The organism is Methylotenera versatilis 79, assembly GCF_000384375.1.
Lineage (GTDB): Bacteria > Pseudomonadota > Gammaproteobacteria > Burkholderiales > Methylophilaceae > Methylotenera_A > Methylotenera_A versatilis_B.
Window position 1 is genome coordinate 1011140 of the sequence record NZ_ARVX01000001.1, and the last position, 26051, is coordinate 1037190.

23 protein-coding genes and 2 pseudogenes are annotated in these 26051 nt (G+C 39.4%); 10 read left to right on the top strand and 15 right to left on the bottom strand.

Going from position 1 to position 26051, the window contains the following annotated elements; translation table 11 throughout:
* Positions 1 to 131 precede the first annotated feature (131 nt).
* On the top strand, positions 132 to 1649 hold the full coding sequence (gndA, locus tag METVE_RS0105090; protein ID WP_020167372.1) for an NADP-dependent phosphogluconate dehydrogenase: 1518 nt from the start codon (positions 132 to 134) through the stop codon (positions 1647 to 1649).
* A 123-nt stretch (positions 1650 to 1772) separates the two neighbouring features.
* Here the strand turns inward: gndA and METVE_RS0105095 are convergent, their stop codons facing one another.
* Positions 1773 to 1964, bottom strand: a complete 192-nt coding sequence (locus tag METVE_RS0105095; protein WP_020167373.1) for a hypothetical protein — start codon at positions 1962 to 1964, stop codon at positions 1773 to 1775.
* A 280-nt stretch (positions 1965 to 2244) separates the two neighbouring features.
* Between METVE_RS0105095 and thiS the strand changes: the two genes are divergently transcribed.
* From thiS to mltA, 4 genes are all read left to right on the top strand, one after another.
* Complete coding sequence (gene thiS / locus METVE_RS0105105; RefSeq protein ID WP_020167375.1) at positions 2245 to 2448, top strand: sulfur carrier protein ThiS; 204 nt, start codon at positions 2245 to 2247, stop codon at positions 2446 to 2448.
* Positions 2449 to 2583: 135 nt separating this feature from the next.
* Positions 2584 to 3372 (top strand): thiazole synthase, encoded by a 789-nt coding sequence (locus METVE_RS0105110; protein ID WP_020167376.1) that lies wholly within the window; start codon positions 2584 to 2586, stop codon positions 3370 to 3372.
* Positions 3373 to 3383: 11 nt separating this feature from the next.
* Positions 3384 to 3767, top strand: a complete 384-nt coding sequence (gene apaG, locus METVE_RS0105115) for a Co2+/Mg2+ efflux protein ApaG (protein ID WP_020167377.1) — start codon at positions 3384 to 3386, stop codon at positions 3765 to 3767.
* A gap of 13 nt (positions 3768 to 3780) precedes the next feature.
* On the top strand, positions 3781 to 5043 hold the full coding sequence (mltA, locus tag METVE_RS0105120; protein WP_020167378.1) for a murein transglycosylase A: 1263 nt from the start codon (positions 3781 to 3783) through the stop codon (positions 5041 to 5043).
* A gap of 47 nt (positions 5044 to 5090) precedes the next feature.
* Here mltA and METVE_RS0105125 read toward each other — a convergent pair whose 3' ends face one another.
* The 9 genes from METVE_RS0105125 to METVE_RS0105160 all read right to left on the bottom strand — a co-directional run bounded on the left by METVE_RS0105125 (position 5091) and on the right by METVE_RS0105160 (position 17285).
* On the bottom strand, positions 5091 to 5900 hold the full coding sequence (locus METVE_RS0105125) for a DODA-type extradiol aromatic ring-opening family dioxygenase (protein ID WP_020167379.1): 810 nt from the start codon (positions 5898 to 5900) through the stop codon (positions 5091 to 5093).
* Positions 5901 to 6100: 200 nt separating this feature from the next.
* Positions 6101 to 6172 carry a pyrroloquinoline quinone precursor peptide PqqA gene (gene pqqA, locus METVE_RS12885; RefSeq protein WP_012777389.1) on the bottom strand — a complete coding sequence of 24 codons (72 nt, stop codon included), beginning with the start codon at positions 6170 to 6172 and terminating at the stop codon, positions 6101 to 6103.
* A gap of 146 nt (positions 6173 to 6318) precedes the next feature.
* The gene (locus METVE_RS0105130; protein WP_020167380.1) at positions 6319 to 8595 is read right to left on the bottom strand and encodes a hypothetical protein; all 2277 of its coding nucleotides are present in this window, start codon (positions 8593 to 8595) and stop codon (positions 6319 to 6321) included.
* Positions 8592 to 10577, bottom strand: coding sequence for an LTA synthase family protein (locus tag METVE_RS0105135; RefSeq protein ID WP_020167381.1), 1986 nt, complete (start codon positions 10575 to 10577; stop codon positions 8592 to 8594). The genes METVE_RS0105130 and METVE_RS0105135 overlap by 4 nt, the downstream gene beginning before the upstream one ends.
* A 97-nt stretch (positions 10578 to 10674) precedes the next feature.
* Positions 10675 to 11994, bottom strand: coding sequence for an MFS transporter (locus METVE_RS0105140; RefSeq protein WP_020167382.1), 1320 nt, complete (start codon positions 11992 to 11994; stop codon positions 10675 to 10677).
* 120 nt (positions 11995 to 12114) lie between these two features.
* Positions 12115 to 14259, bottom strand: coding sequence for a bifunctional acyl-ACP--phospholipid O-acyltransferase/long-chain-fatty-acid--ACP ligase (aas, locus tag METVE_RS0105145; protein ID WP_020167383.1), 2145 nt, complete (start codon positions 14257 to 14259; stop codon positions 12115 to 12117).
* A gap of 252 nt (positions 14260 to 14511) precedes the next feature.
* Entirely contained in the window at positions 14512 to 15951 is a 1440-nt protein-coding gene (locus METVE_RS0105150; RefSeq protein ID WP_020167384.1) for an ammonium transporter, read from the bottom strand.
* Positions 15952 to 15963: 12 nt separating this feature from the next.
* Positions 15964 to 16302 (bottom strand): P-II family nitrogen regulator, encoded by a 339-nt coding sequence (gene glnK, locus METVE_RS0105155; RefSeq protein WP_026362018.1) that lies wholly within the window; start codon positions 16300 to 16302, stop codon positions 15964 to 15966.
* Positions 16303 to 16376: 74 nt separating this feature from the next.
* Positions 16377 to 17285: a TorF family putative porin gene (locus tag METVE_RS0105160; protein ID WP_020167386.1), complete on the bottom strand. Its 909-nt coding sequence runs from the start codon at positions 17283 to 17285 to the stop codon at positions 16377 to 16379.
* Between the two features lie 181 nt (positions 17286 to 17466).
* Here METVE_RS0105160 and METVE_RS0105165 point away from each other — a divergent pair, with 181 nt between their 5' ends.
* Positions 17467 to 17739 carry an accessory factor UbiK family protein gene (locus METVE_RS0105165; RefSeq protein WP_020167387.1) on the top strand — a complete coding sequence of 91 codons (273 nt, stop codon included), beginning with the start codon at positions 17467 to 17469 and terminating at the stop codon, positions 17737 to 17739.
* Positions 17736 to 18392: pseudogene (locus tag METVE_RS12570) on the top strand (magnesium chelatase domain-containing protein); the annotation flags it as partial. The gene METVE_RS0105165 and the pseudogene METVE_RS12570, both read left to right, overlap by 4 nt.
* A 227-nt stretch (positions 18393 to 18619) precedes the next feature.
* On the opposite strand, the gene METVE_RS0105175 reads toward METVE_RS12570, so the two are convergent.
* The 4 genes from METVE_RS0105175 to METVE_RS0105195 all read right to left on the bottom strand — a co-directional run bounded on the left by METVE_RS0105175 (position 18620) and on the right by METVE_RS0105195 (position 24376).
* Entirely contained in the window at positions 18620 to 20449 is a 1830-nt protein-coding gene (locus METVE_RS0105175) for an ATP-binding protein (RefSeq protein ID WP_020167389.1), read from the bottom strand.
* Positions 20446 to 21528, bottom strand: a complete 1083-nt coding sequence (locus METVE_RS0105180; protein ID WP_020167390.1) for an SIR2 family protein — start codon at positions 21526 to 21528, stop codon at positions 20446 to 20448. Before METVE_RS0105180 ends, METVE_RS0105175 begins: the two co-directional genes overlap by 4 nt.
* A gap of 578 nt (positions 21529 to 22106) precedes the next feature.
* Positions 22107 to 22406, bottom strand: coding sequence for a hypothetical protein (locus tag METVE_RS0105190; RefSeq protein ID WP_020167392.1), 300 nt, complete (start codon positions 22404 to 22406; stop codon positions 22107 to 22109).
* A 287-nt stretch (positions 22407 to 22693) separates the two neighbouring features.
* A complete protein-coding gene (locus METVE_RS0105195) occupies positions 22694 to 24376 on the bottom strand; it encodes a recombinase family protein (protein ID WP_020167393.1) in 1683 nt (560 codons plus the stop codon).
* Positions 24377 to 24426: 50 nt separating this feature from the next.
* On the opposite strand from METVE_RS0105195, the pseudogene METVE_RS12680 reads away from it, so the two are divergent.
* A pseudogene (locus METVE_RS12680) lies at positions 24427 to 24690 on the top strand (ATP-binding protein); the annotation flags it as partial.
* A 19-nt stretch (positions 24691 to 24709) separates the two neighbouring features.
* Here the strand turns inward: METVE_RS12680 and METVE_RS12685 are convergent.
* Positions 24710 to 24997, bottom strand: coding sequence for a helix-turn-helix domain-containing protein (locus METVE_RS12685; RefSeq protein WP_081621893.1), 288 nt, complete (start codon positions 24995 to 24997; stop codon positions 24710 to 24712).
* Positions 24998 to 25084: 87 nt separating this feature from the next.
* Here METVE_RS12685 and METVE_RS0105205 point away from each other — a divergent pair, with 87 nt between their 5' ends.
* The gene (locus METVE_RS0105205) at positions 25085 to 25504 is read left to right on the top strand and encodes a hypothetical protein (RefSeq protein ID WP_020167395.1); all 420 of its coding nucleotides are present in this window, start codon (positions 25085 to 25087) and stop codon (positions 25502 to 25504) included.
* 29 nt (positions 25505 to 25533) lie between these two features.
* Complete coding sequence (locus tag METVE_RS0105210; protein WP_020167396.1) at positions 25534 to 25998, top strand: hypothetical protein; 465 nt, start codon at positions 25534 to 25536, stop codon at positions 25996 to 25998.
* Positions 25999 to 26051 lie beyond the last annotated feature (53 nt).

A 26051-nucleotide genomic window follows, 5' to 3' on the forward strand; every position in this document is an offset into this window, starting at 1 on the left:
AAATTGAATAAACGAGTCAGTTTAATTAGTTAGTGCTCCGCTAGTTAAAGAGTTTATTTGGAACGATAGCCACAAGCTGCTCGTTTCTTTTTTAGTTTAAATTACCCATTTAATTAATTTTTGAGAATGATATGACCACCACAAAAAACGCTGATATTGGCCTAGTTGGCCTTGCTGTTATGGGCCAAAATCTTGCCCTAAATATTGCTGATCACGGCTACACCATTGCGGTTTATAACCGCGACCCTAAAAAAATGCTGAACTTTGTAGAAGAATGCAAAAAAAATGAGCCCTCACATGAGAATGTCGTGGGTCATGCAGATTTAGCTTCTTTCGTATTAAGCATCAAACGCCCACGCAAAATTATTTTATTGGTTAAAGCCGGTAGCGCGACCGATGTAACGATTAACGCATTATTGCCTTTCTTAGAGCAAGGCGACATCATCATTGATGGCGGCAACTCCTTATGGACAGACACGATCCGTCGCGAAAAAGAGTTGGTTGCTAAAGGCATCGAATTTATCGGCTCTGGCGTATCAGGCGGCGAAACTGGCGCACGTTTTGGCCCATCATTAATGCCATCAGGCACACGCAAAGCATGGTCTAGCTTAGAACCAATCTGGCGCGATATCGCAGCCAAAGTTGACGCAGTTACAGGCGAGCCATTAGAAGGTGGCGCACCAGGTAAGCCAGTTGAAGGCGGTTTTTCATGTGCAGAATATATCGGCCCAGACGGTGCTGGTCACTACGTAAAAATGGTGCACAACGGTATTGAATATATCGATATGCAATTGATTTGCGAAGCTTACTGGTTGATGAAAAATCTACTTGGTATGCCTGCTGATGAAATTGGTAAAGTATTTGCCGAGTGGAATAAAGGTGAACTATCAAGTTTCTTGATTGAAATTACTGCGGATATCTTGCAACAAAAAGACCCTGCAGGTAAAGGCTTCTTGGTAGACCAAATTCTGGATACAGCTGGTCAAAAAGGTACTGGTCAGTGGACTGCTGCGAATGCGCTTGAGCTTGGCGCACCAGCTAACGCGATTGCAGCAGCAGTGTATGCGCGTGCATTATCAAGCTTAAAAGAAGAGCGTGTTGAAGCAAGCAAAATCTTAAAAGGCCCAGTGCTTGTTAAACAAACAGATAAAGCAGCGATTATTGAAGCGATTAAAAACGCGTTATATTGTTCAAAAATATGCGCTTATGCGCAAGGTTTTCAATTGATGGACAAGGCACAAGTGGCTTACAACTGGAAACTGAATTTTGGTGAAATTTCACAAATTTGGCGCGGTGGTTGTATCATTCGCGCACGTTTCCTGCAAAAAATCACTGATGCTTATGCATTGAATTCACGCTTGAAAAACTTGATGTTAGATCCGTATTTCACCAACTCAATGAATGATGGCCAAGAAGGTTGGCGCAAAGTGATTGCGCTAGCAGTCACCAACGGCATTCCAGCACAAGGCTTTGCGGCAGCTTTAGCTTATTACGATGGTTATCGCAGTGCAGATTTGCCTGCAAACCTATTGCAAGGTCAGCGTGATTTCTTTGGCGCACATACTTATGAGCGTAAAGATCAACCGCGCGGTCAGTTCTATCACTTAGATTGGCCAGAAGCAGGCCGTCCACAATTAGCGATTGAGTAATTGTTAATGGCGTTGTAAACAAATGCAGATGATGGGTTGCTGTAAAGCGACCCATTAGTCTGATGTGTTTCTGAGATTTACAACGGTTTTTTTACTGCTGAACTTTAATATTGTTTTAAAGCGTTATACGCAATCACTGTAAGCTTCTAAAAGTCTTTTCATATTTCTAGGTTTTTGTAAGCTTAAGATATTGGTTTCTTGTACTTTAGCTTTATCGGATTTTTGATTCAGGGACGGTTCGTAAATTTCATTAGTCAGATGTGGTTTTAAGGCCAGACTTGGTAGTGAAACAGGTTTTACATTTAACGCTTGCATCTTGGTTTTCCTTTTGGGATTTAAAACAACAGAAATTTTGTTTCTGTTGCATATGAAAACAATTTATCAAAAAAATTCACTCAGTTGGTATATTGGGTGAATAAATCAATAAAATCATGACTATTTTGTGGTTAACGCGCAAAAGTTGTTATGGAATACAAGTTTTTGCGGAATAACAAAATAATTTTTCACTATTACAGCGTAAAAATATTGCAGAAATAAGACATGCTGAATATATAAATTGAATATATTTAAGGTTAATGTTTGAAATTGGGTAATCATGAATATTTTGATTAATGGTAATGCTAGGGTTTTTGACGTTGCTGAATTGACAGTTGCATCATTGGTTGTCGTGTTAGATTTAACAGGCAAGCGTTTGGCGATAGAGCGAAACGGTGAAATCGTGCCACGTAGTCAATTTGCTGATGTACATTTGCAAGATGGTGATAAGCTGGAAATCGTTGGTGCTGTCGGTGGTGGTTAACTTCAGCTTAATATCCAATACTTAACACTCAAAACTTAACAATAAATACGGTTAAGTAAACAAGTGATTATATTTTTAGCACATTCGCACAGCATAAATTCACATTCAATAAAGTTAGATTAGACTAAGTTAAATATGACAGAACAACTCATTATTGCAGGTAAACCTTACCACTCACGTTTGTTGGTTGGCACGGGTAAGTACAAAGATTTTACCGAAACGCGTGCAGCGATTGACGCGAGTGGTGCGCAAATCGTCACGGTGGCGATTCGACGTACCAATATTGGCCAAACTGTAGGCGAGCCATCTTTATTAGAGTATTTGCCGCCAGAAGAATTTACTTATTTGCCCAATACTGCCGGTTGTTATTCAGCAGACGATGCGGTGCGCACCTTGCGTTTGGCGCGCGAGTTATTAGATGGTCACAAATTGGTGAAATTAGAAGTGTTAGGTGACCCTAATACGCTATACCCAAATGTGATTGAAACCATTTCCGCCGCAAAAGTATTAGTAAAAGATGGTTTTGATGTGATGGTTTATACTTCTGATGACCCGATTATTGCCAAACAACTAGAGGATATCGGCTGTTGCGCGGTGATGCCGTTGGCTTCATTAATCGGTTCTGGTATGGGCATTTTAAATCCATGGAATCTGCAGATTATCATTGAAAATGCCAAAATCCCTGTATTAGTAGATGCTGGTGTCGGTAGTGCTGCCGATGCTGCAATCGCGATGGAGCTTGGTTGTGCGGGTGTTTTAATGAATACCGCAATTGCCGCGGCGCGCGACCCTGTGATGATGGCAGGCGCGATGAAGAAAGCGATTGAAGCAGGTCGCGAATCTTTTCTTGCGGGTAGAATGCCTAAAAAGCTCTATTCGGCTAGCCCAAGTTCACCTACATCCGGTTTGATTCAGCAGGCTTAGTTAATAAAAATATGACCACACAAAGCCATTACGCATTTTCTGTTTCTGTACAAACGGCTTATTTGCCCGATCAATCGAGTGTCGAAGAAAGCCGATTTGCTTTTGCTTACACTGTGACGATTACCAATGTTGGTAATGTTGCAGCACAGTTAATTAGCCGCCATTGGGTGATTACCGATGCCAATGCAGCAGTACAGGAAGTAAAAGGTTTAGGTGTTATTGGTGCGCAGCCCTTATTAAAACCCAATGAAAGTTTTGAATATACCAGCGGCACCATGTTAAATACGCAAGAAGGTGAAATGCACGGTACCTATTTGATGGTAGCCGTTGATGGCACCCAGTTTGAGGCGGTTATTGAGCCATTCGTATTATCTCAGCCACGAGTGCTTCATTAAGCAGATTAAGTTGATGCAACGCTTATTCATCATCATTTTATTGGCCTTGTTAACGGTTTCTTGTGGCCAAAAAAATACTAAGCCAGCGGTTGTAAAACCTAGTGCGCCAGAACAAATACCAAGTCAAGTGCCAATTCAATTGCCGTCAGGCACACAATTGCCCGATAACAACTCACCAGAAGTTAAGCCAGATAGTAAGGCTGTGCCAGATTACAGTCTGCTTAAACCGGCAAAATGGGAAGATGTTGATGGTTTGCTGGAAGATGATTTAAGCGGAGCTTGGAGCGCTTGGCTGCAAAGTTGCAGTACATTAAAGAATAAGCCGCAATGGCAATCAGCTTGCAATGCAGCCAAAACACTTTCAAAACCCAATAGCGCAAGCATTATTGAATATTTAACAGCGCAGTTTGATGTTTATACGGCGACTAATTTAGATGGCAGCAATACAGGCTTGGTGACTGGTTATTATGAACCTTTGCTGCAAGGTAGCCGCAAGCAATCCGCTCAATATCCTTATCCATTGTACAAACAGCCAAACGATATTGTCACGGTAGAATTAGCCGATATCTATCCAGAACTTAAGTACAAACGCATACGTGGCAAACTAGTAGAAACCAAACAAGGCGGAAAAAAACTAATACCGTATATGACGCGTGCAGAAATTGAGGCCAGTCCATCGCCATTAGCAGGCAGCGAAATTATATGGATTAACGATATTATTGATGTGTTTTTCTTGCAGATTCAAGGTTCTGGTTTGGTTAATCTAGATAACGGCAAACAAGTGCATGTCGGCTATGCGGATCAAAATGGCCATCCTTATAACTCGATTGGGCGTTTATTGATTGAGCGCGGTGAATTAACGGCTGATCAAGCATCCATGCAAGGTATTAAAAATTGGGCGCGCAATAATCTAGATAAGTTACGTGATTTACTTAATAGTAATCCAAGTTATGTTTTTTTTAGAGAGTTACCCGCGAACTTGCCAGGTCCATTGGGTGCGCTTGGCGTGCCAATTACGGCAGAACGCAGTGTGGCGATAGATCCAAAATACGTGCCTTTGGGTGCGCCAATATTCTTATCTGCAACTCAACCTAATAGTGTGAAACCATTAAAACGTTTGATGATGGCACAAGATACAGGCGGCGCGATTAAAGGTGGCGTACGTGCTGATTACTTTTGGGGCGCGGGCGATAATGCTGGTAAGCAAGCTGGTGCGATGAAGCAGTCAGGTAAGATTTGGGTGTTTTTACCTAAAGGCTTTGTAGTGCCTAAATAATTGATTAGTTTAAACAAATAAGACTAATAAATTTTAATTTCACACAGTTAACTCCAAACATAAGTATCCATCGCCAAAATGCCATACGTGATTTCTGGCTGATAGCGAATTGGCTTACCTTTTGCAGCACCTAATGCCACAAACAGCGGCAAAATATGGTCTTCTGATGGATGCGCTTGTTGGCCAAATTGGCTTTGAGTGCGATAGTTTATTAAGCTATCTATATCGTTAAGTGCAATTCTTTCGCCCATCCAATCGGCAAATTTTGCAACGTAATCTAAAGCTTCTACATCAATTTTCGTGCTAAAAAAATCCTGTAAATTGTGCGTAATCGCGCCACTGCAAATAATCATGATGTTGTCATTTTGCAGCGCGCTGATTGTTCGACCTAAAGCGTAATGCGCGCTAGGTGCTTGTAATCTTTGTTCTGCTAAGTTTTGATTAGTCAGGTTTTTTGAGGGCTGACTTTGAATGGAAAGTTGCACCACTGGAATATCCGCATCTGGAAACATTAACTTCAGCGGCACCCAAGCGCCGTGGTCTAAACCGCGACTCTCCTGCTGGATTACGATGCCTGCATTCTCAAGTAAACGCGCTGTTTTATCTGCCAACATTGGCGAGCCGTTAGCTGGATATTGAATGTCATACATGGCTTTTGGGAAGCCGCCGAAATCATGGATTGTTTCGGGTTTAATCGCGTTACTCACTTTGGCAGTCGGCGTATCCCAATGTGCAGAAACTACTAAAATAGCATCTGGACGCGGTAATGTTACGCCTAATGTTGATAGTAGTTTGCCAGTTTCACCAGACTCAATCGCTAAAGTGGGTGCGCCGTGGGAAATAAACAATGTAGTCATAATAAGGTGGTCATGTTTGTTTAGATATTTGCTTAGTTTTAATATTCAATAATAACTGTAAAAATTCATCATTACATTTTAGCGCTGACTTTACTAGCAGAAATATAAACGACATCAATCTAAGAAAAATTCTTTTTGTATAAAGCGCAGGCAATAAAAAAGGGCGCTTAAAGCACCCTTTTTATAATCTGAACAAAAAATTATTTATTCATTACGTACATTGTTACTTCGAAACCGAAACGCATTTCAGTAGCAGCTGGTGTTGTCCACATAATAATTCTCCTTTGGTTTAAATTTCTAAGTCTAATTCGTCTGCTTTCACAACTGCATAACGTAAAGTTATATTACGCTTAGCCAAAAATTAAACGCTATCTAAACCGCGTAAAAGCATCTCATGATTATCATGAGATTCCATTGCTTAAGTATTTCCCTTTATGCGCTTCATCAGGCGTTTAATGCCTTTGCGCCCAATTGTGCGTTTTAATGAAACTTTAAAATCGTATAATTGAAATTGTAAACGATGCTGCCAAGTAAATTGCATGCCAGAAAGTCCTAGATAAATCTGCATAAAACGTACACGTCCTGCCCAATGCAGTTTGTGACAGGCACGCGTCAAGTCGGCGATTCTCAATTTAAGCGCAATGCCATGGTTATAGCTGTGGATGCGTGCGGTATCGATTAATGAAAAACTTAACTGTGGATGACTTAACCCATTTTTTTGGACAATATTCACCAGAATATTGCCGCCAGATAAATCTCTAAAATGCACGCCACGGCTGTGCATGGCGTGACAATAAATAGCCAACTGCGTATAAACCATTTCAGGCTTTAAGCCATGAAAATCAAACTCACCTCTAGAATAAGCAGCAAAAATCTGTCCAATATTGGCATCGGCAGGCACAAACTCACACAGATAAAAGTTTTGCTTCAATGTGGTATCGCCCAATTTTTCAAAATAAGCCACTGGTTGCGCCGTACTAATACCGCGCCGCATTAATTCCATTGCGCCATTCCAGCTACGTTTGGCTTTGCTCGGTTTAAAGCGATCTAAAAATGCTTTATGCGGATACATTTTTACGGGTTGTTTGATGGTTAACTGTTTTGGCGTTGTTTGCGTGTTAGCATTTCCAGGGTCAAATCTAGGATCAGCCACAGCCCAAATAGCATTGCGCGCATGACGTAATGCACCGTCTTTATTGGGTACTTGCAAACTATTTGGATGCAATTTTTGTATGATTAATTGCGCATCTTCCCAATTTTTGGCTAATACCAAACCTTGCCAATCACCGTCTTTAAATTCAACATATTGCAAATCCGCAACGTGCGCATGAATCGCCACATCTTTCGCTAATGTAGGGTTACACGTCGCAGGCGCAACATTTTCCCACAGTAAATAGATTGGCGACTCAGTAATTAAGTCTGGTTTTTGCGTCAATACATCACCATCGCGGCTGATTATTTTTGCGGTTTGCAAAGCATCTGCAGGATAAATTTCACTTAAAGATGCGGCTTTGCCGTTAATTGTCCACGCAGCATGGAAATGTTGAGCATTTTTTTTAAAATGGTGAATCTCTAAGCCATTGGCAGTCGCAATCGGTGCGATATATTGCGCGCCTTGTATGAGATTCGCCACTGTTTTTGTGGCATTAAAACTAGGGTGATGTTGATAGTTTTTCAGTTCGCCATCGGCATTTTTATAATAAGCAACACGCTCTAAATCGGGATAATCCGCTTCGGTTAGTCCATCAGTTACCAAGCCTTCCCGCTGACAAATCAGTGCGCCCCAATTGCTGTGCGTCAAGCTGCCAGAAGCCGCCAGTAATAGAAAATAGCGCGCGGCATAATCCGCTTGTTTTTGTAAGCCATCTGGTAAAAGGCGTTGAATACGATAAATTGCCCAAAATGCGACAGAAGATACAGTGCGATTAACACCAAAATCTTGCCCAATTTTTTGCAGTAAACGCGCTTTCTTAATCAGGTTATATTTAAAAACGCGCGCCCATTGATATTTAAATATGCGGTGATCAAAACGCTCTGGCTCAGTCACGCGTTCAACGAATAAATTGTCGCTGTGGATGTCAGGTAATTGATGCAGATTTTTGAGCGTTTTAAGTAAGCTGATGTTATATAACGGCTCAAAATCTTGAATATTAGGGCCGATAAGCGTGATGCCGTGCGCTTTGATTTCAGCATGTGCGATTGCCCACACGCTTAAAAAACCATCTAATGTATAGCCTGCCCAGCGTTTACGGTTAAGTGTGTTGCCGATTTCAATCGCGCGGATTTGGTCACCAAATGCGCTTAATACTTCTACTAAAAACTGTCGCCAAATAGTTTGTTCAGATGGGCTCTGCATATTTTTAGCCGCTGCAAACGGTTGTAAAATGTGCAAAGTGATTTCAAGTTTTTCAGCAATCAATCGCCGCAAAAACCGTGCGTTAAAACTGGTTAAGTCGCCATAAGTAAAATCTAAACGTACGCGCTTAATACCCAGTTTTTGCAGTTGTTCAACAATATAATCATCGGTTGCTGGGTTAGCGTTTGAAGCTACACATACGCCAATAAAGTGATTGGGAATAACATGTTGCTCAATAGGTAAATGCCCGTTTTTAATGCGCAAACCGCCGCACAGGATATAAAATAATCCGTCGCGGATGACTTGGCTGGTGAGCACTGAAGCTTGTTTAGCACTCATTTTGGCAAGTGGTAGCGTTGCTCGCTATACAATAAAGCTGGCAATAGCGCATTGGCGAGTGCGCGCTGCTCGATTTCTTTCGCGTTGGCTGGAGGCGCAGTTTCATTCAAATGTTTGGCTTTTGCATCATACACGCCATGCGCGGGTGCTTTGCCTTCGCGTAACACAACCACATTATTCGAGTCAGCCGTTTGCTGCATCCAGGCAAAATTGTAGTTATATTGCATCATCGCGCGACCCAAATGGTCAGCTGGTTCGCTGGATAAATCACGACCTGTCATTGGGTGCTGGCCATTGATGCCCATTAACGATAAAACTGTCACCGGTAAATCAATTTGGCTAGTGATACTTTTAATCACTTGCGGTTTAATATCGGCGCCTAAAATCAGGCCAGGAATATGGAAATGCTCAATCGGCACCAGCGTATTGCCGCGCACACGGATGTCGTGATCGGCCACGATTAAAAATAGCGTATCTTTCCAATAAGGGCTTTTTTTGGCCTTTTCAAAAAACTGCCCAATCGCGTAGTCTGCATATTTAACCGCGTTATTGTCAGTCGCTTTTGGTTGCTCATACAACTTGATTCGACCATCTGGGAATTCAAATGGCGCATGGTTAGACGATGAAAACGCCAAGGTGAAAAACGGTTTTCCGCTGGCATGATGCGCCATTAATTGCTCATGCGTTTTGTTGAGCAAATCTTCATCAGATGCGCCCCAGCTGCCCATAAATATCGGGTTTTTGTAATCTTTTTGATCGGTGATCTGGTTAAAACCATTGCCCAAGAAAAAGCTGCGCATATTATCGAAATGTGATTCGCCGCCATAGATAAATTCCGCGTTATAACCCTGTTTAGTTAACAGGCTGGCAAGGGTGAAAAAGTTTTTCTGGCTGAGTGATAATTTAACTGTGCTTTCAGATGGCGTTGGTTGAAAACCTGCTGTCACAGCCTCAATGCCGCGCACTGAGCGCGTACCAGTTGCATATAATTGTTCAAACCACATGCCTTCATTTTTGAGTTTCTCTAGATTAGGCGTCACTGGTTTGCCGCCCAATGATTCTACAAAACCTGCGCCCAGACTTTCTTGCAGAATGATGACTAAGTTAAGCGGTTTTTCGCGCTTGGCAGAAGGAACTAAGGTTTTTAACGTTGGGATTTCACTGTCAGTTGCACCTGTGAGTTTGAAAATTTCGGCCCTATTCATTTTGCCGTAAATCTGGCTAGATTTGCTTTCGTGCTGCAAATCGTAAATAGCGTAAATCACAGAATAGCCCGAATCTAACACCAGACTATTCACCATACCGTCTTGCGTGATGGCGAATAATGCTGGGTTTGCAGGGCGATGGCCGATGGTAGAACGTATGGCAAATGCGGCTAATAAGAATATAAATGGCCAAACTATCCATGTTTTTTTGTTAGACCAACTAGGTGTGGCTTGTAACCAAGGCTGCATAAAACGGCGCATTAACCAAATAGTTAGAATCACAAAACCGATGCTGGCAAATACATGAATTTTAAATCCGCCCCATAGCATGCCAATAACTTCATGCGGATATTTTAGGTATTCTACAAATAAGCGATTAGGCCGTACGTCATATTCTGCGATGAATCCAGGCGTTGCAGCCTCTAAAAAAACCAGTAAAACAATGGCGAATATTACCCACACATAAGTGAATTTTTGCCATGCTTTAAAACATTGTTTAATCGCCAAAAATGGCGCTAATAACAGCGGAACCAAGCTCAATAAACTTAACTGAATAATATCGACGCGAATGCCTTGCAACAAAACTTCGGCTAATTTCCCTGTTGCGCTCACGCGGTCAAACTTCCATAAAACCAAACCTAAACGCGATAATGAAAGGATGATTAATCCCAATAAAAGCATCGCGATTAACGGCGCATAAGGACCGAGTTTATTAGAAGCGTGCCAAATAGCGTGTTGAAATTTTTTGGCTACATTGTTGAGTGATTGAGTAGGCATGCGGTGATTTTAAAAGTGAGCCGAGTAAAGAGATGATTATAGCTAGAAAGCGCAAACAGGTTGTGATTAAGTGAAAGAGTTAACGCCTAATAAATGCTCAAAATAATCGCTTAATCCACGATTGAAAGGTGCGAATATATTCGGGTTGGCGAATGCATAAGTAAACGATCACTATCGCGTTCAACAAGGCGGTTACTAAAAATAGTTGTGGAATATTTAAACCTTGATTGAATAGCAGCAATGAAAAACCAGCCGATACCACCATAAATAAAGCATTCATAATGTTGTTAGCGGCAATCACACGCGATTGAAAGCCTTTTTGCGCGCGCGTTTGGATTAACACATATAAAGGCACAATATAAAAGCCGCCGAATAAGCCGATTAACAGTACGTCAGCCAGTAAACGCCAGTGGCTGAATGTACGAAAAAAGCTTTGATAGTTTTGTATAAATGCACTTCCCGCTAGATGAATATTGCTACTGGAGCAATATAAGTCTGCGCCAAAAATCGTTAAGCCAATTGCGCCAAACACGACTAACCCAAGCTCTACGCGACCTTTTGACAGTTTTTCGCATAATAGTGAACCGATGCCGATGCCAAGCGAAAATATACTCAGCAATAAAATAAACACACTTTCATCGCCGTACAGCACATTTTTGGCTAAATTAGGAAATTGCGCCAGTAACGTTGCGCCGTAAAACCAGAACCATGAAATGGCAACAATACCTAGCCAAATGGTTTGCTGCGACCATATTAATTTTATGCTGCGGTAAGTTTCCGTGACTGGGTTCCAGTTAATTTTTAAGTTGGCATCCGCCGCTGGTGATTTTGGTATGCCGCGACTTGTCCAATAACCCATTGCTGCAATCAGCAAAATGCTGATGCTGGTGAATAATTCATGCTCCGACAAACTGCCCAACCATGCGCCTAAAACTTGGCCAAGCAAAATGGCAATAAAGGTGCCCATCTCCACCATGCCATTGCCACCGACAAGCTCGTTTTCTTTTAAATGTTGCGGTAAATAAGAGTATTTGACTGGGCCAAATAAGGTGGAATGCATGCCCATCATGAACAGAGCGGCGGACAATAGCCAAATGTTATGCAGATAAAAGCCGCTGCTGGCAAATAACATAATGGCGATTTCAAATAACTTAACTAAGCGGATGATGGAAGATTTTTCAAATTTATCGGCGATTTGGCCTGCTGTGGCAGAGAACAAAAAAAACGGCAAAATAAACACGCCTGGCAGCAAAGTTGTTAGCGTGCCACCGTCGATGCTGCTTAAACTAACGGTATGAAATGCGACTAAGGTGATAAGCGCCGTTTTAAAGACGTTATCGTTAAATGCACCCAAAAACTGCGTAAAGAAAAAAGGACGAAAACGCTGTTGCTTTAACAGCTCAAACTGATTGCTCATTGCGTGCTTTCTTGCATCATTTGTTTTACCTTATGGCTAGTTTATTTGACGAGATTTACAGACCAAGCTTGTATTAGTTAACACTTAAATATCATTAAAAAATTTAATTAACTATATTCACTATGCCGATTCCGCCATCTGTTTCAGCGTTACATAATCCGTTTTACCGGTGCCTAATACGGGTAATTCTGTTATTTGTACAATTTTGCGCGCAACGGCAATTTCAGGCAGCTTTAAGTTTTTAGCTACCATTTGAAGGTCTTCGCGTTTTAATGCAGGGTCGGTGGTGAATAAAATAATAGTTTCGCCACGTTGCACGTCTGTTTGGGTGCTGGCCGCATGTTGGTGTTCTGGCGCGGCAGTGCTGGCGATTTTTTCCACCACTTCAAGCGAAACCATTTCACCAGCTATTTTGGCAAAACGTTTAACGCGGCCTTTGATATGAATAAAGCCCTGAGCATCTACTTTGACGATATCACCCGTGTTGTACCAGCCTGTGCCGAAATCACTGCTTGGCGGTTGCAAAACGGCAGGCGCATCAAATAAATAATAGCCCATCATCACGTTTTCACCACGCACATGTAATAAACCACCATCTTCTATGCCGGGCACAGTTTCTAGCTTGTGTTCTAAACCGGGTACAAATTGCCCAACAGTGCCATTTAAGTTAGCCATCGCCGTGTTGGCAGAAACAACGGGCGCGCATTCTGTTGTGCCGTAGCCTTCCAATATGCGAATGCCAAATTTATCAGCGTAAGTTTTGCGCACTTCCTCATTGAGTTTTTCAGCACCGGCAATCACAAGACGCAATTTATAAAAATCGTATGGATGGGCAAATTTGGCGTAATTGCCTAAAAAAGTGCTGGTTGAAAATAACACAGTACAACCGCGGTCGTAGATGACTTCTGGAATCACCTTATATTGTAATGGCGATGGAAATACTAATGTTTTAATGCCATTAAAAATCGGCAAAAGTGTACCTGTGAATCCAAATGCGTGAAAAAATGGCAGCACCATCATAAATTTGTCGCTCGGGTTAAAATCAAGTATAGCCATGATCTGTGCGATATTGGCCAAAATAGTTTGGTGCGAGTGTACGACGCCTTTAGGCTTGCCTTCACTGCCAGATGTAAACAAAATGACTGCCGGTTGGTCTGGCTGGCCAATTTCCATTGCCACGCGCGGATAATGTAGTGCATAACCCATTAACCATGCACGATCCAGCACATTGAATTGAGCGCGCAAGTCTTCTAAATAGACAATGTTTAAGTTTTCTAGATGTGCGATTTCATTTTCTAATTTAGCGGCTTCTATAAATTTGCGTGAGCTAATAACGGTTTTAACGTTAGCAGCAATACAGGCATTTTGCATACCAGCGCTGCCAGATGTGTAATTCAGCAACGCCGGAATACGATTAAATGCACTCATGCCTAAAATAAGTGCAACGGTATTGGTGACATTTGGCATTAATACGCCAACTGCTTCATTTGGCGCGCTGACTTTACAAGCGATTCGACCTAGCGCCAGACTTTTTTTAAGTAAAGCTTGATAGGTTTCTTCAACTTCGTTCATGTCCTCAATGAGCTTATAGTTGCCATCAAACTTATCCATCGCATCCAAAAACGCCTCAAAAAGCGTGCGGCTTTTTTGTGACTGAAACAGCATATTTTGCATTACAGTACGCATGCCTTCGCCCGCAATACGGCGACGCTGTTTAGATGATAAAGCGTTGTGATGGTGTGTTGTTGGAACGTCGATATGAGTAGTCGGTAAAATGGTCAGCGTGACTTTTGGGAAGATTTTACGTGGATGGTCGCTAGATAGTCGACCGAAATAGGACTCGGCAGCGCCATCGACCCGTACTGGTAAAATGGTCGCGCTTGTCTTTGCGGCAACAAAACCAGGGCCGTCGTACACTTTCATTAGAGCGCCGGTTAAGGTGATACGACCTTCTGGGAAAATAACTACGTTTTGGCCGTCATCTAATAATTTAATGACTTTTTTCATAGCCAATGGCGAAGCGGGATCTACTGCTAAATAAGGCGTTAAGCGTAAAAATTGTCTGAACCACCAATTTTTTAATACTGTGGTGTGTACGACAAAAGTCGCTTTAACCGGTAAAAACAAACCCAGCAAAAAACCGTCTAAAAACGACTCATGGTTAGCCACAATCAATAGTCGATTGGTTTGCGGCATATTTTCTAAACCGCGTACTTTGACGCGAAATAGTATTTTGCAAACAAATCTTAGTAATGTTGCGAGCATTTTTTCTCCCAATTTTTCTATTTTAATAACACATTATTTTTATATTTTTTATCAATAGCTGGGCTATATTTTGCCATTCATTTGGAATGGTTAGGGTTTTATTCAATTGAGTAAATATTATTGGAATTAAGTTGGATTGAAAAGTCGGTGCTCCGATTATCGAATAGCTAGCTACAAATAAAAAACGGACACTTAAGTGTCCGTTTTTATGATGATCAGTGATTTAAATAATCAAGTCACTGATGATGCTTATTAGTAATGATAAGCACGTTCACCATGTTCAGTTGTATCTAAGCCTTCACGCTCTGATTCTTCTGATACACGTAAGCCAACTACAATATCTACGATTTTATAGATGATATAGCTAACCACAGTTGCCCAAGCAATTGTCACACCTACTGCAATTGCTTGTGTCGTTACTTGGCTAGACATCGTGATGCCTTCTGCATAACCAACACCACCTAAACCAGCGCTCATAAACACGCCAGTACCGATAGCACCGATAATGCCTGCAACACCATGTATACCAAATACATCTAAAGAATCGTCGTAACCAAGCTTGCTTTTTAGGCTAGTAACAGCCCAGAAACTGACAATACTTGCGATAGCACCTAAGACGATTGCACCCATTGGACCTACAAAACCACATGCTGGTGTAATGGCAACCAAACCAGAGACTGCACCTGAAGCCGCACCCAACATTGAAGGCTTACCTTTTGCAAACCATTCTACGAACATCCAAGCTAATACTGCCGCTGCTGTTGCAACTTGTGTATTAATTAAAGCCAATGCAGCGACTCCATCAGCAGCCAACTCACTACCGACGTTAAAGCCGAACCATCCCACCCACAGTAATGCAGCACCAATCATTGTCATCACCATGCTGTGAGGGGTCATTGCTTCTTTGCCATAGCCAATACGCTTGCCTATTAGTATTGCACCAATCAATGCAGCAATACCTGCATTAATGTGAACAACGGTACCGCCTGCAAAGTCTTTAGCACCAAGTGCTGCCAAGACGCCGCCGCCCCAAACCATATGTGCTACTGGGAGATATACAAAAGTTACCCATAATGCGACAAACAATAGCACCGCAGAGAACTTGATGCGCTCAGCAAAACCACCCACAATCAACGCTGGTGTAATACATGCGAATGTTAATTGGAATGTGATAAAGACATATTCAGGAATCACGCCATTAAGAGAGCTTGGAGTAACACCTAATAAAAATGCTTTACTAAACCCGCCAATGTAGCCATTTAAACTACCGCCATCTGTAAATGCCAGGCTATAACCATATACAACCCAAATTACAGAAACCACCGCAGTAATTGCAAATACTTGCATGAGTACTGATAGCATATTTTTAGCACGTACTAATCCGCCATAAAATAATGCCAGGCCAGGAATAATCATTAGCAACACTAATACTGTTGCCACAATCATCCAACTCGTACTGCCAGAGTCCAATGTAGCTGGTGCCGCTGCTGGAACAGCTTCTGCAGGTGCGGCCGCGGCTGCATTTTCCGTCACCGTTTCTACGGTTGTGGTCTCTACAGTAGTTGCACCATCAGTTACCGTTTCAACAGTCGCTGCAGCTGCTTCTGGTAAATCTTCTGCAAAACTATTCGTGCTCACTGCACCAATGCTCATCAGGGCAACTAGCGATAAAACAGATAATAATTTTTTCATTTTATATGCCCCTTATAGCGCTTCTGGCCCGGTTTCACCGGTACGGATGCGATAAACTTGTTCTAAATTGAAGACAAAAATCTTGCCATCGCCAATTTTGCCCGTTGCAGCAGCTTTTTCAATCGCATCCACCACTTGGTCTAGCATGTCATCTTTAATGGCGATTTCGAGTTTTACTTTCGGTAAAAAATCGACTACATATTCTGCACCACGGTATAGCTCAGTATGGCCTTTTTGACGACCAAACCCTTTCACTTCTGTGACAGTGATGCCTTGTACACCTATATTCGACAAGGCTTCACGCACTTCATCAAGCTTAAAAGGCTTGATAATTGCGGATACAAATTTCATGTTGTTCTCCAGTTGGTAGGTAATGGGCAAGCCAGGCATTTGCGTTGGCTTACCATTCTAATATAACTTAAAAATTAAAATACACGGCCAATCGTTACAATCCAACGAGCATCCGCTAGATCTTTAACTTCTGAGCGATTGTTGAAACTTGCACCACCAAAGCCACGGGTGCTCCAGTAACCTGTATCAGATGCGCCTGTGTAATACACACCAGCGTTCCAGCCTTCTGAGCTAGCCACTTTAAATGATTTACTCAAACCGATTTTATAGTCTGTGTAGTCAGGATCATCTTCATTCAGTGCGTTAGCACTGCTACCTTGTGTCAAATCAAGTTTGCCTGATACATTTAAATGACCAACGTGACCAATCAATGTCAAGCCGTACCAAGGCAATGGATAAGCAGCATTTAACTCTATATAAGTTGTACCGCTAGTGCCGCCGTCCCAACCTGTTTTTTTCTCAGCACCAAACCAGTCACCTAAAGTAACAGATGCTTTTGCACTGATCCATTTGTAAGATAAACCAACGTTGCCTTCATAAGTGTCCCAGCGACCGCCATTAGGTGTTTGCTGTGTTCCTGCAACATAATATTTTTTCCAGCTTCCGCCCGGATAGAAATAACCAATCGCGCCAATTGAGTAACCTAAACCTTCAACTGCATCAATCGTACCGTTGTAACCACCATAAAGATCTAACTCAACGGGAGCATCTGGAAATGTGTTTGGCGAAATAGTTGAACCCCATACACCAACAAACAAACCGCTTGAATGCGCAATATCAAAGCCGCCTTGAAGCGCTGGCTTGTGCCATGATTGTGAAATACCACGTGTGTAGTAATCAGAAACAAAACCCACGTTTGATGTTACTGTAAAATTTGATACTGGTGCTGCTTCAGCAGCTGGTGCAACCGCATCTTCAGCGTAAGATAATGTCGGTACTGCGAGAGCGCTTAGTACTGCGATTGATAATAATGAATTACGCATTGTGTATCCCCTAACGTTGTTGTAAAAATATTAAGTAGTTTTAACCACGATATTGACTAGCAAAGCGCGTGCCAAAATAAAAGTGATTAAAATCAATGCGTTATGTTTTATGTTTGTAAGCTGTAGTTATTAACTAACGGTGAAAATCTGTTAAACTGCACCAAAATAGCGAGGAAATATTATGTTTAATTCATCTCAATTTCAAGATTTATCAAATAAAATCAAAGACATAGTAAAAACATCGCCTTTAGCAGATGTCGACAAAAACATTCATGCACTAATTAAGGGCGCACTCACCAAAATGGAGCTAGTCACGCGTGAAGAGTTCGATGTGCAAACAGAGGTATTACGACACGCTCGCGAACAACTTGAAAGCTTAGAAACAAAACTTGCCGGGCTAGAAAAGCAGATACTAAAAGAATCAATATCATCAGAGCAGATTAAGCAACAATGAGTTTAGCCGTGCTACATAGCCGTGCCTTAAATGGTATGGAAGCACCCGAAGTCATCGTAGAAGTGCATCTTGCAAATGGGCTGCCTAGCTTTACTATCGTAGGTCTTCCAGAAGCTGAGGTGAAAGAAAGTAAAGACCGCGTGCGTGCGGCTATTCAGACGGCGCAATTCGAATTTCCTGCGCGACGCATTACAGTTAATCTTGCCCCTGCAGATTTACCTAAAGAAAGCGGACGTTATGATTTGCCGATTGCTTTGGGCATTTTGGCGGCAAGCGGGCAGATTCCTAAAGACGCATTAAGTCGTTACGAAATTGCTGGAGAATTAGCGTTAACTGGTGAGTTACGACCTATTCGCGGTGCGTTAGCCATGACGTATCAAATGGTCAAAAATAGCACCAAAACCAAGCGTGCTTTTATTTTGCCCCAAGCCAGTGCAGAAGAAGCCAGTTTGGTAAAAGATGCCATTATTTATGCCGCAAACTCGCTGTTAGAAGTGTGTGCACATCTCAGCGGTCACACCATTATTCCGCAATATCAATCAAATGCGCTGCAACATAAAAATCATTATGCCGATTTCAATGAGGTAAAAGGTCAATCGCAGGCTAAGCGTGCGCTAGAAATCGCAGCCGCTGGCGGGCATAGCGTATTCATGTTGAATGCTTAGAGACCAATAAATTTAGATGTCATTTTATTATTAATTAAATAAATGAATCTAAAGCTCGAAATTACCTTAATGATTACGAGAGTTTCGATCTAAGTAATTATTCACAGGTACAGGGGGGGGGATTCATTAACCAATATAGGTTAGAGGGTCTCGCGTATAAAAATAAAAAAAATTGTTGTTAGTACAGGGTATTAAATTTGAGTCTCATCAGTGGTTTATATTGGTACTATCGTTCTATATTTAAGAGTTTCACTTTTAGGTTGGTATATTTTGGGTAGCTCTTTAATATTTATTTTTAACGGCATCTGACTGGCGATACCACTAAATATACATGTTCCGATTGGGAGTGTCGGTATTGATTCTTCTGTAAATTTGTCAATATATGAAACTGCACTAGATATCGTTGCGAGATCTTTCTGATTAATTAATCTGTGTATGAAATAATTATGTGCTTGAGACGTTATAGTTGCTGATATGTCATTGGGCCTTTGGCTAGAAATTGTAATAAAAACTCCAAACTTTCTACCTTCTTTTATAATTTCTTCAAAAGTTTCTAATCGATAATCTTTCCAGCTTTCTGACTCGCGAGATGAGACTGTTGAAAGAATGTTGTGAGCTTCATCAATAATTATATTTAATGACTTTGAATTATTGAATTTCTTTTGTTCGGAATAAAGCATCTTAGAAAGTAATAGAGGTATGGTTTTTTTCATATCCAGATTTACTTTATTTAAGTTCACAACAACAAAGTTGCTCTCCCAAAATGTATGAACGCCTGATGTATCAAAGAGCTTGTGTATATCTTTTCTTTTACTTTTTAATTTATTAATTGCTGGGGCTATATGTTCATTTTGAGCTCTATTAGTAAGCACATCTTTAATAAGCTGAATATATAGAAAATCGATTACACGGGCTAATATTTCTTCAGGCTGTTTATATTCTTTGACATGTTTATAGACAATACTCTTCTCAATTTCGTTTGGAGTAGTTTGAGGATATATACTTCCATTAATAACAAACTGCTCAGATTTATTCAACCATTCAAGGTCACTTTCTATCTCCACTTCAACACCCTTTGAATCTACACTTGGTAATAAATCTTTTAAGTAATCTATTAGCAAATACGCTCTAACTTTATCGGCCATCTGTAATACAGATTTTATTTGTTTTCTAATTATGTTACGTAAATATTCATCGGGATCATCAGCTTTGTTAACGGAGGCATATAAAGCCATAGCCCTACTTATGAACGGTTTTTGGGTTTTCTCTGTTGCATCCGATAACAAAGATAAAACTTCTAAACTAAGCAAGCTCTCGGCGTCCAGAGGTATCTTGTCTCCACTATTTGATTCAGTTGAAAGTTTGTAAACTTTTTTATGTGGTGTAATGCAATTACTTTTAATATATTCACCGTTAAAATCAAATAATACAAAATGCGAGTTAGCATTGAATGCTTCTTCATTTCTAGCTCTTAAGGTTTTATATAACTCTTTATAGAGAATGGCTAATGTATTTGATTTTCCACTGCCTGTATTACCAAATATTGCAATATGTGTATTAAACAATCCATCGATAGGCAATTCAATATCAATGTCATCTCCTTCTGTAGTGGCGATTTTAATACTGGGCTCATTTGATGATACGAAGTTATGTATTTGATGTGTTCGTTGTTTTGTAACTATGTAAGCTTCATTACCAATCAAGGGAAGCTCTTTCGTACCACCAATAAATTTATTTAGTTGATTAATATATCCAGTCAAAGTAACACTAAGAATTCTTGAATTGCGATTCGTTGCTACGTAATCAGTATCTGAAAACTTAAGCGGTTCTACCTTCTCACCATCAACTTTACCAATGATGCTTAAGAAACCTTTTCTAATCTCTATGTAACTATTAACAGATATGTTTTTTAAAATATCCCCATTGAAAAATATGTCTGAAAGATTTTTGTTTTTATCTACAGTTATAAATATTTTACGTCCATCAACTTGAGTTACTTCACCTACACGTAAAACTGCATCCTTGACTAGATCTAATGTATTCATAATGTTAGTACAGGCACGGATGTGACTGAATCCATTAATTGATTTAGCTTATCGAATGATGTCACTTCTCCCTCTAATGGCGCGACAATATCTACATTATAAAAACCTTTAAATTTCTCTTCATAACTTTGAACGGCATCTTGATCATAAGCAATAATCATTAATTTTAATGTTGGATTTTTCAATGCTCTTCTAGTAATTTCAAGGATATGTTCATCTTCAAATGAAAAACCAAATGCAATTAAAAAAGTATTTTCTTTATCTAGCTCATTAGCAAATAATCTTAATAACTCATAATAAGTTCGATCCATTATTGTTTCTTTAAACTTACTTATTTGTGGAAGAATTATTGAAAAGTTATCTAGATATTCTTTAAGCTTGCTAAGTGTTTTGAGTCCTATGATAGGTTCAGGAAATCCAACAGAAAAAGTTATTGCTGATTTACTTCTTTTCCAAGTGAGTGAGCCATGTAATTTAATTAAATTTATTGCTGGAATTTCAACTTTGTAGTTATACAAATTGCCTGTGTTAAAGGTTGAATTAAAAAAACTTTGAGGAGAGTAGTTATATTCACACTTTAAATTGCATGTTCTGACAAAGCCGTCATTCAGCTTGATAGTTTGGAATCTGTCGGCAGCACTTTCAAAGAATAAATCATAATTTGATGTGAAAACATTTGCCTGTTTACTAATTAGACTTGTTTTTCTTTCATTTAAGATATTTTCAATGACGCCAATAAAATTTGTATAGTTGTTTAAAGTGTTACGAAGGTTTTTTAATCTCTTTTTATGCTGATCTTCTTCTTCACCATCTTGAATCATCATAGGGGTATCAGTAGCTAATGATTGATTAGGAATAATCAGATCACGAATAAACTCATACAGTGTAGTCAAAGCATCTTTTTCTTCGCCACTATTTTGAAGTTTAGCAATCTCAAGCTCTATATTTCCCGCAATTGAAATGGCTGGTGATGATGCACCTGAACCTAATAGGAAATTTAAATTTCCTGATTGGAAGCATCTTGTAAGGGATTTTAGGAAGTCCCCCTCTGGATCATTTAAATTTATAATATTTGCCATTAAATCCTCGTATCTCTTTTATGGATATTCAACTTTTGGATTTGATATTAGCATTGAAAATTAATAACTCTAAGTTAATTAGTTTTCGGCAATTCATTATTGTTATCTCAGAAGATTAATTAGATAGTTATTATGAATCGCGAGAACTGAGGGTCATGGGCAAGCCTAGATAGTAATTATTAATCATCTGGCGATGTTTAGATTATTCCATCTAGGGTGACTCTAAGTTTTAATTATATATATCAAGGAGTTATGATTGAGTATTTTTCCCATCATTTTATCCATAACGTGTGACTCTATTAATCGATAAATCTGGTTAAATAGTTATCAGTAATTCAATACTATGTATTTCAGAGTGAATAGATTACATAGAGTATTCACGATTATTTTTCAATTAATAGTTTATTAATCGATGTTATATTTATCTTTAAAATAGTATTAAATTGTTATGTATAAACTTTGAACATTTGCGAATACAGCTTGTTCTTTACAATAATTTTGCTTAACCAAAAGAAACAGATATCTCGTTCAAACAGCTATATAACAAATCATTAGTTAAGGGAATTAATATTCTCTTCTCACATGGTTATCTTACTGCGGCGATGCGTCTGATTGTATCCAATTGCTGGATCATTACTATTCATTGAAACTATGTATTCACTTTCTTTTCTACTAACTTCAGCCTTGTCTTTTGATTCAAATATAATTTCTTTACGAATTGTAAAATCTCTTAATTCCGCTTCTGTGAAATCCGATTCTACATAGGTGTTAAACCATGAACCAAAGTACCTTAATGAATGGCCATTTGCGCCAATATCTTTACCTATGTAAATCTTACCGTTAGGAAAAGTTAATTTATAAACTACATAATCAATCATTAATCTAAAATCCTTTTCTTAAATAAGACACATACCGTTCTTTGTAGCAATTATCATTTTCAGTGAATTAAAATAGTCAAACAAGCAATGTTTTGGGTTGCTACACACATAATAATTTGTTACCTATACCAGTAGCTCACAAATTTAGAATATGCCCTTATAGAGCTTTAAATGCTTATGCGTATAGATTTATAACAATGCCAACTGTTTGTAATCTTAATAAAACACACCTGAACATTGATTTATTGTAATTAAAACCAAATTCTTTAACTTTTAGAATTAACTATTTAACTTAATAAATCATCTTTTTCACGCTTAGCCTGTAGAGCTCTAGCCGCTAAATCCTTAATTGATACTGCTGAATTTGGTAGTGGGGCAGGAATTATCCTCTCTACATTCGCAGTACCTTTATGAATTGTGATTACAGGATCTTTCGAAAAATTAATACATGTTCTAGTTGGACTATGTAGCCATTCAAATTCTAAAGTTTTCTTTTCGATAGAAATGTGAATTGCTTTGAATATCTGCCTTAAAGTAGCATTCACTTTTTCTTTCTCCAATGAATCTTGTGAAAGCAATTTAAGCAATGTATCTTTACGTAGCTTAACCATGTTTCTTTCTACAAGTTCAAGTTTGCCATTTTCTTCCGTCTCTAAAGCTAGAGTTTTAACTTTCTCTTCCTCTAAAACCCCTAGGCGCTCAAGCAAAGTTGTTGAAATAGTTACACCTATCCTATTTTCAATTGCATCAACTAAATTAGAAATTGACTCATTTAACCATTCGAGATGAGCTTTTATAACCTCTAAATTGTGAAGCGATCTGGTTAAGGCTTCTGAGGTATCTGGCATGTTATTAAATAATTCTTGATATCCCAATTTAAAGTACGTCTCAACTTTATTGTAATGAATAGTTTTGTAGCTACAATTTGCACCTGCCTTTGCCCGTGTACAAACAAAATAAATGTTTCCCGAACCTTTATTAGTCATAGTCATTGTGCTTCCACATAGATCACATTTACCTAATCCTCCAAATATATTATTTAGTGGTTTTGCTGAATGTCTTCCCCTTCTAGATTGTTTTGAAAAACTCATTGCCTCAACTTGCTTCATAACGTCAGGTTTAATAATCGCTGGGAAATAGTTTTCAATGGGATCGAGTGGAATTCGTTCTAACTTACCAGATGTATACGAATTAACATGGGGTACAAAAACTCCTGTTACTGCAGGGTTTTCAAGAATTTTAGATATATATGTCCTATACCAAAATTTCCCCCTACCGAAAGTAGGAACACCCTCTTTATTTAATGTTTGTGCGATAATTCCTTGCCCTATGCCATCAATAGTTAAATTGAAAATTCTCTGTACAACTAAAACTCTATCAGGGATTAAGCGGAAAGATTTTGTGATTAAATCAAGCTCCATCCATCCTGGTGATGAAGATGTCATAGGTGTTTTACTTATCAAAGCTTTTGATCTTTTTTCAGACCATACTGCTTTAAGTCTTTTAGATTTCATTTCACTTTCATCATGTGCCCTCATAAAAATAAGGACGCTCATAATTAAGGAAGTTGGGTCTTTTTCTAAAGCTTCTAGATCATATTTCCTATTATCGGATAATGTGACTACAACAGCGCCAGCTAAGATGACACTTTGAAGCAAATTTTGCGCTTTGTATGGCGTCTGTCTGCTAATACGATCCAAGGACTCAACTAAAAGATAACTACCTTTGGGTACAATTCCCTCTTCAAGAGCTATGACAAATGCACCAAGTTGCCCATCAGAGGCATTTCTTCCACGGAATGCAGATATGCCTGCATCTTTAAAGTTAAGGTTAGTATCAAGTATTAAATTATTTTTAAGGGCATATTTATCTGCAAGTGCAGTTTGTCTACGAAAAGAATCTCCTCGTTGTTGTTCGGGTGTGCTGAACCTTAAATAACTATAAGCTCTTGTATTTGAATAGTTCTTCATAATATTGACATCGTGTAATTAAGATTATTGGTCTTCAAGTATACATCATGTTAATGAGCGGGCCGCCAGGCACAGGCAAGAGCATGTTGGCGAATCGATTTGCTGGAATATTGCCTAGCATGACCGAGCAAGAAGCTTTAGAAAGTGCTGCTATACAATCGCTTAACGGTGGTTACAAACTGGACAATTGGAAACGCAGGCCATTTAGATCGCCGCATCATACGGCTTCGGGCGTTGCGTTGGTGGGCGGCGGCGGCATTCCAAGGCCGGGTGAAATCTCACTTGCGCATCATGGCGTATTATTTTTGGATGAATGCCAGGTTAGGTTTTTACTTAGTTGTCTGTATGCAAAACTTCAAGTTCGTCTTTTATTCTTTTCAATAAAAGTGTTGTATTCAAAGATTTTTCATTCTTTAAATAAGCTAATGCCAAAAGTGTCAGCGGGTGTATATCTAAAACCTTCGCCAAATCTTCCAGTTTTTCAACCGTAGGTGAATAAAGGCCTCTCTCAAGTGTGCTAACGTAAGTGCGACTTGAAACCACAGAAAATTCTTCTTGAGATAGATTTTTCGTTTTTCTTGCCTGCTTTAAAGCAATTCCTAGCGATTTTTTAATGTCCATTTGTACTTCCTTAGTGGAAGCACCATCTAGCCAAATTGAACAATATATAACTACAATGTATACTGTTCATTTATTTACTAATTACACATGTTTCAAACTCTAGATCATGCGAAAATTTGTTCTCCATTTGTTGAAAATGGGGAAAGTATTTGGGCTTACTGTGAATTATCTATACATGCTGAATGGTTCTTTGCTGAATGCATAGTGCAGGAAAATGGATTGAATATAGCAACATCGTATTTTTTGTCTAATCCTATTCAGCTCATGAATTTAGTGGAAAATCAGGGCATCGAAGTTCAGAAAGCATATTTAGTTTCCCCTCCCTTCATAAATGAATCCCAATCATGGGAAATGAATCAATTGCTTGAAATTAGTAGGGCAGAAATAAATGACTCAGATTTACAAGTAGATATTTATAAGTTGAAAAATGGGAAGCAATTATATTCAGTTGATAATTTTAATTATGAAAAATTGAAAGTATCGAGAGTGCTATTTAAAAGTACGTAAACCACATTTAAGCAATTGTAAGAATTTCAATGAGCCCAGATAAACAAAAAAATCTAATTCTGAATTTCCCTAAGTTATACCGTAAATTTAATCCCAACGACCTAAGCTTAATGAACTCAGCACTCTATGTAGGTGATGGTTGGTACGATCTACTATATCGATTATCTGGAAGTTTGGAGAATACTGCTGAATCAGAAGATATTGATCCACATTCAGAATCATGGCCTGCTGCTATGCAGGTGAAGTCAAAATTTGGCTCACTGAAATTTTACTGCCGTACTGGAAAAAAAGAAGAGCAAAATTTTGTGGTAGAACAGTTTGGTGAAGTCATAAGTGTTCGTCCGTTACCTTCTAATGCATACATGGCAGACTTGATTTCGATCGCAGAGAAAGACTCTAAAGAAATTTGTGAAGAGTGTGGTGAAGCTGGGTATTTAAGAACAGTTAAATTAATTAAAACTCTTTGTGATAGTTGCTATAAGATGAAAACATAAGGAGCCCGTCTTCATTCATGCACATATATCGCTTTTAAATTAAGCAAAAATTT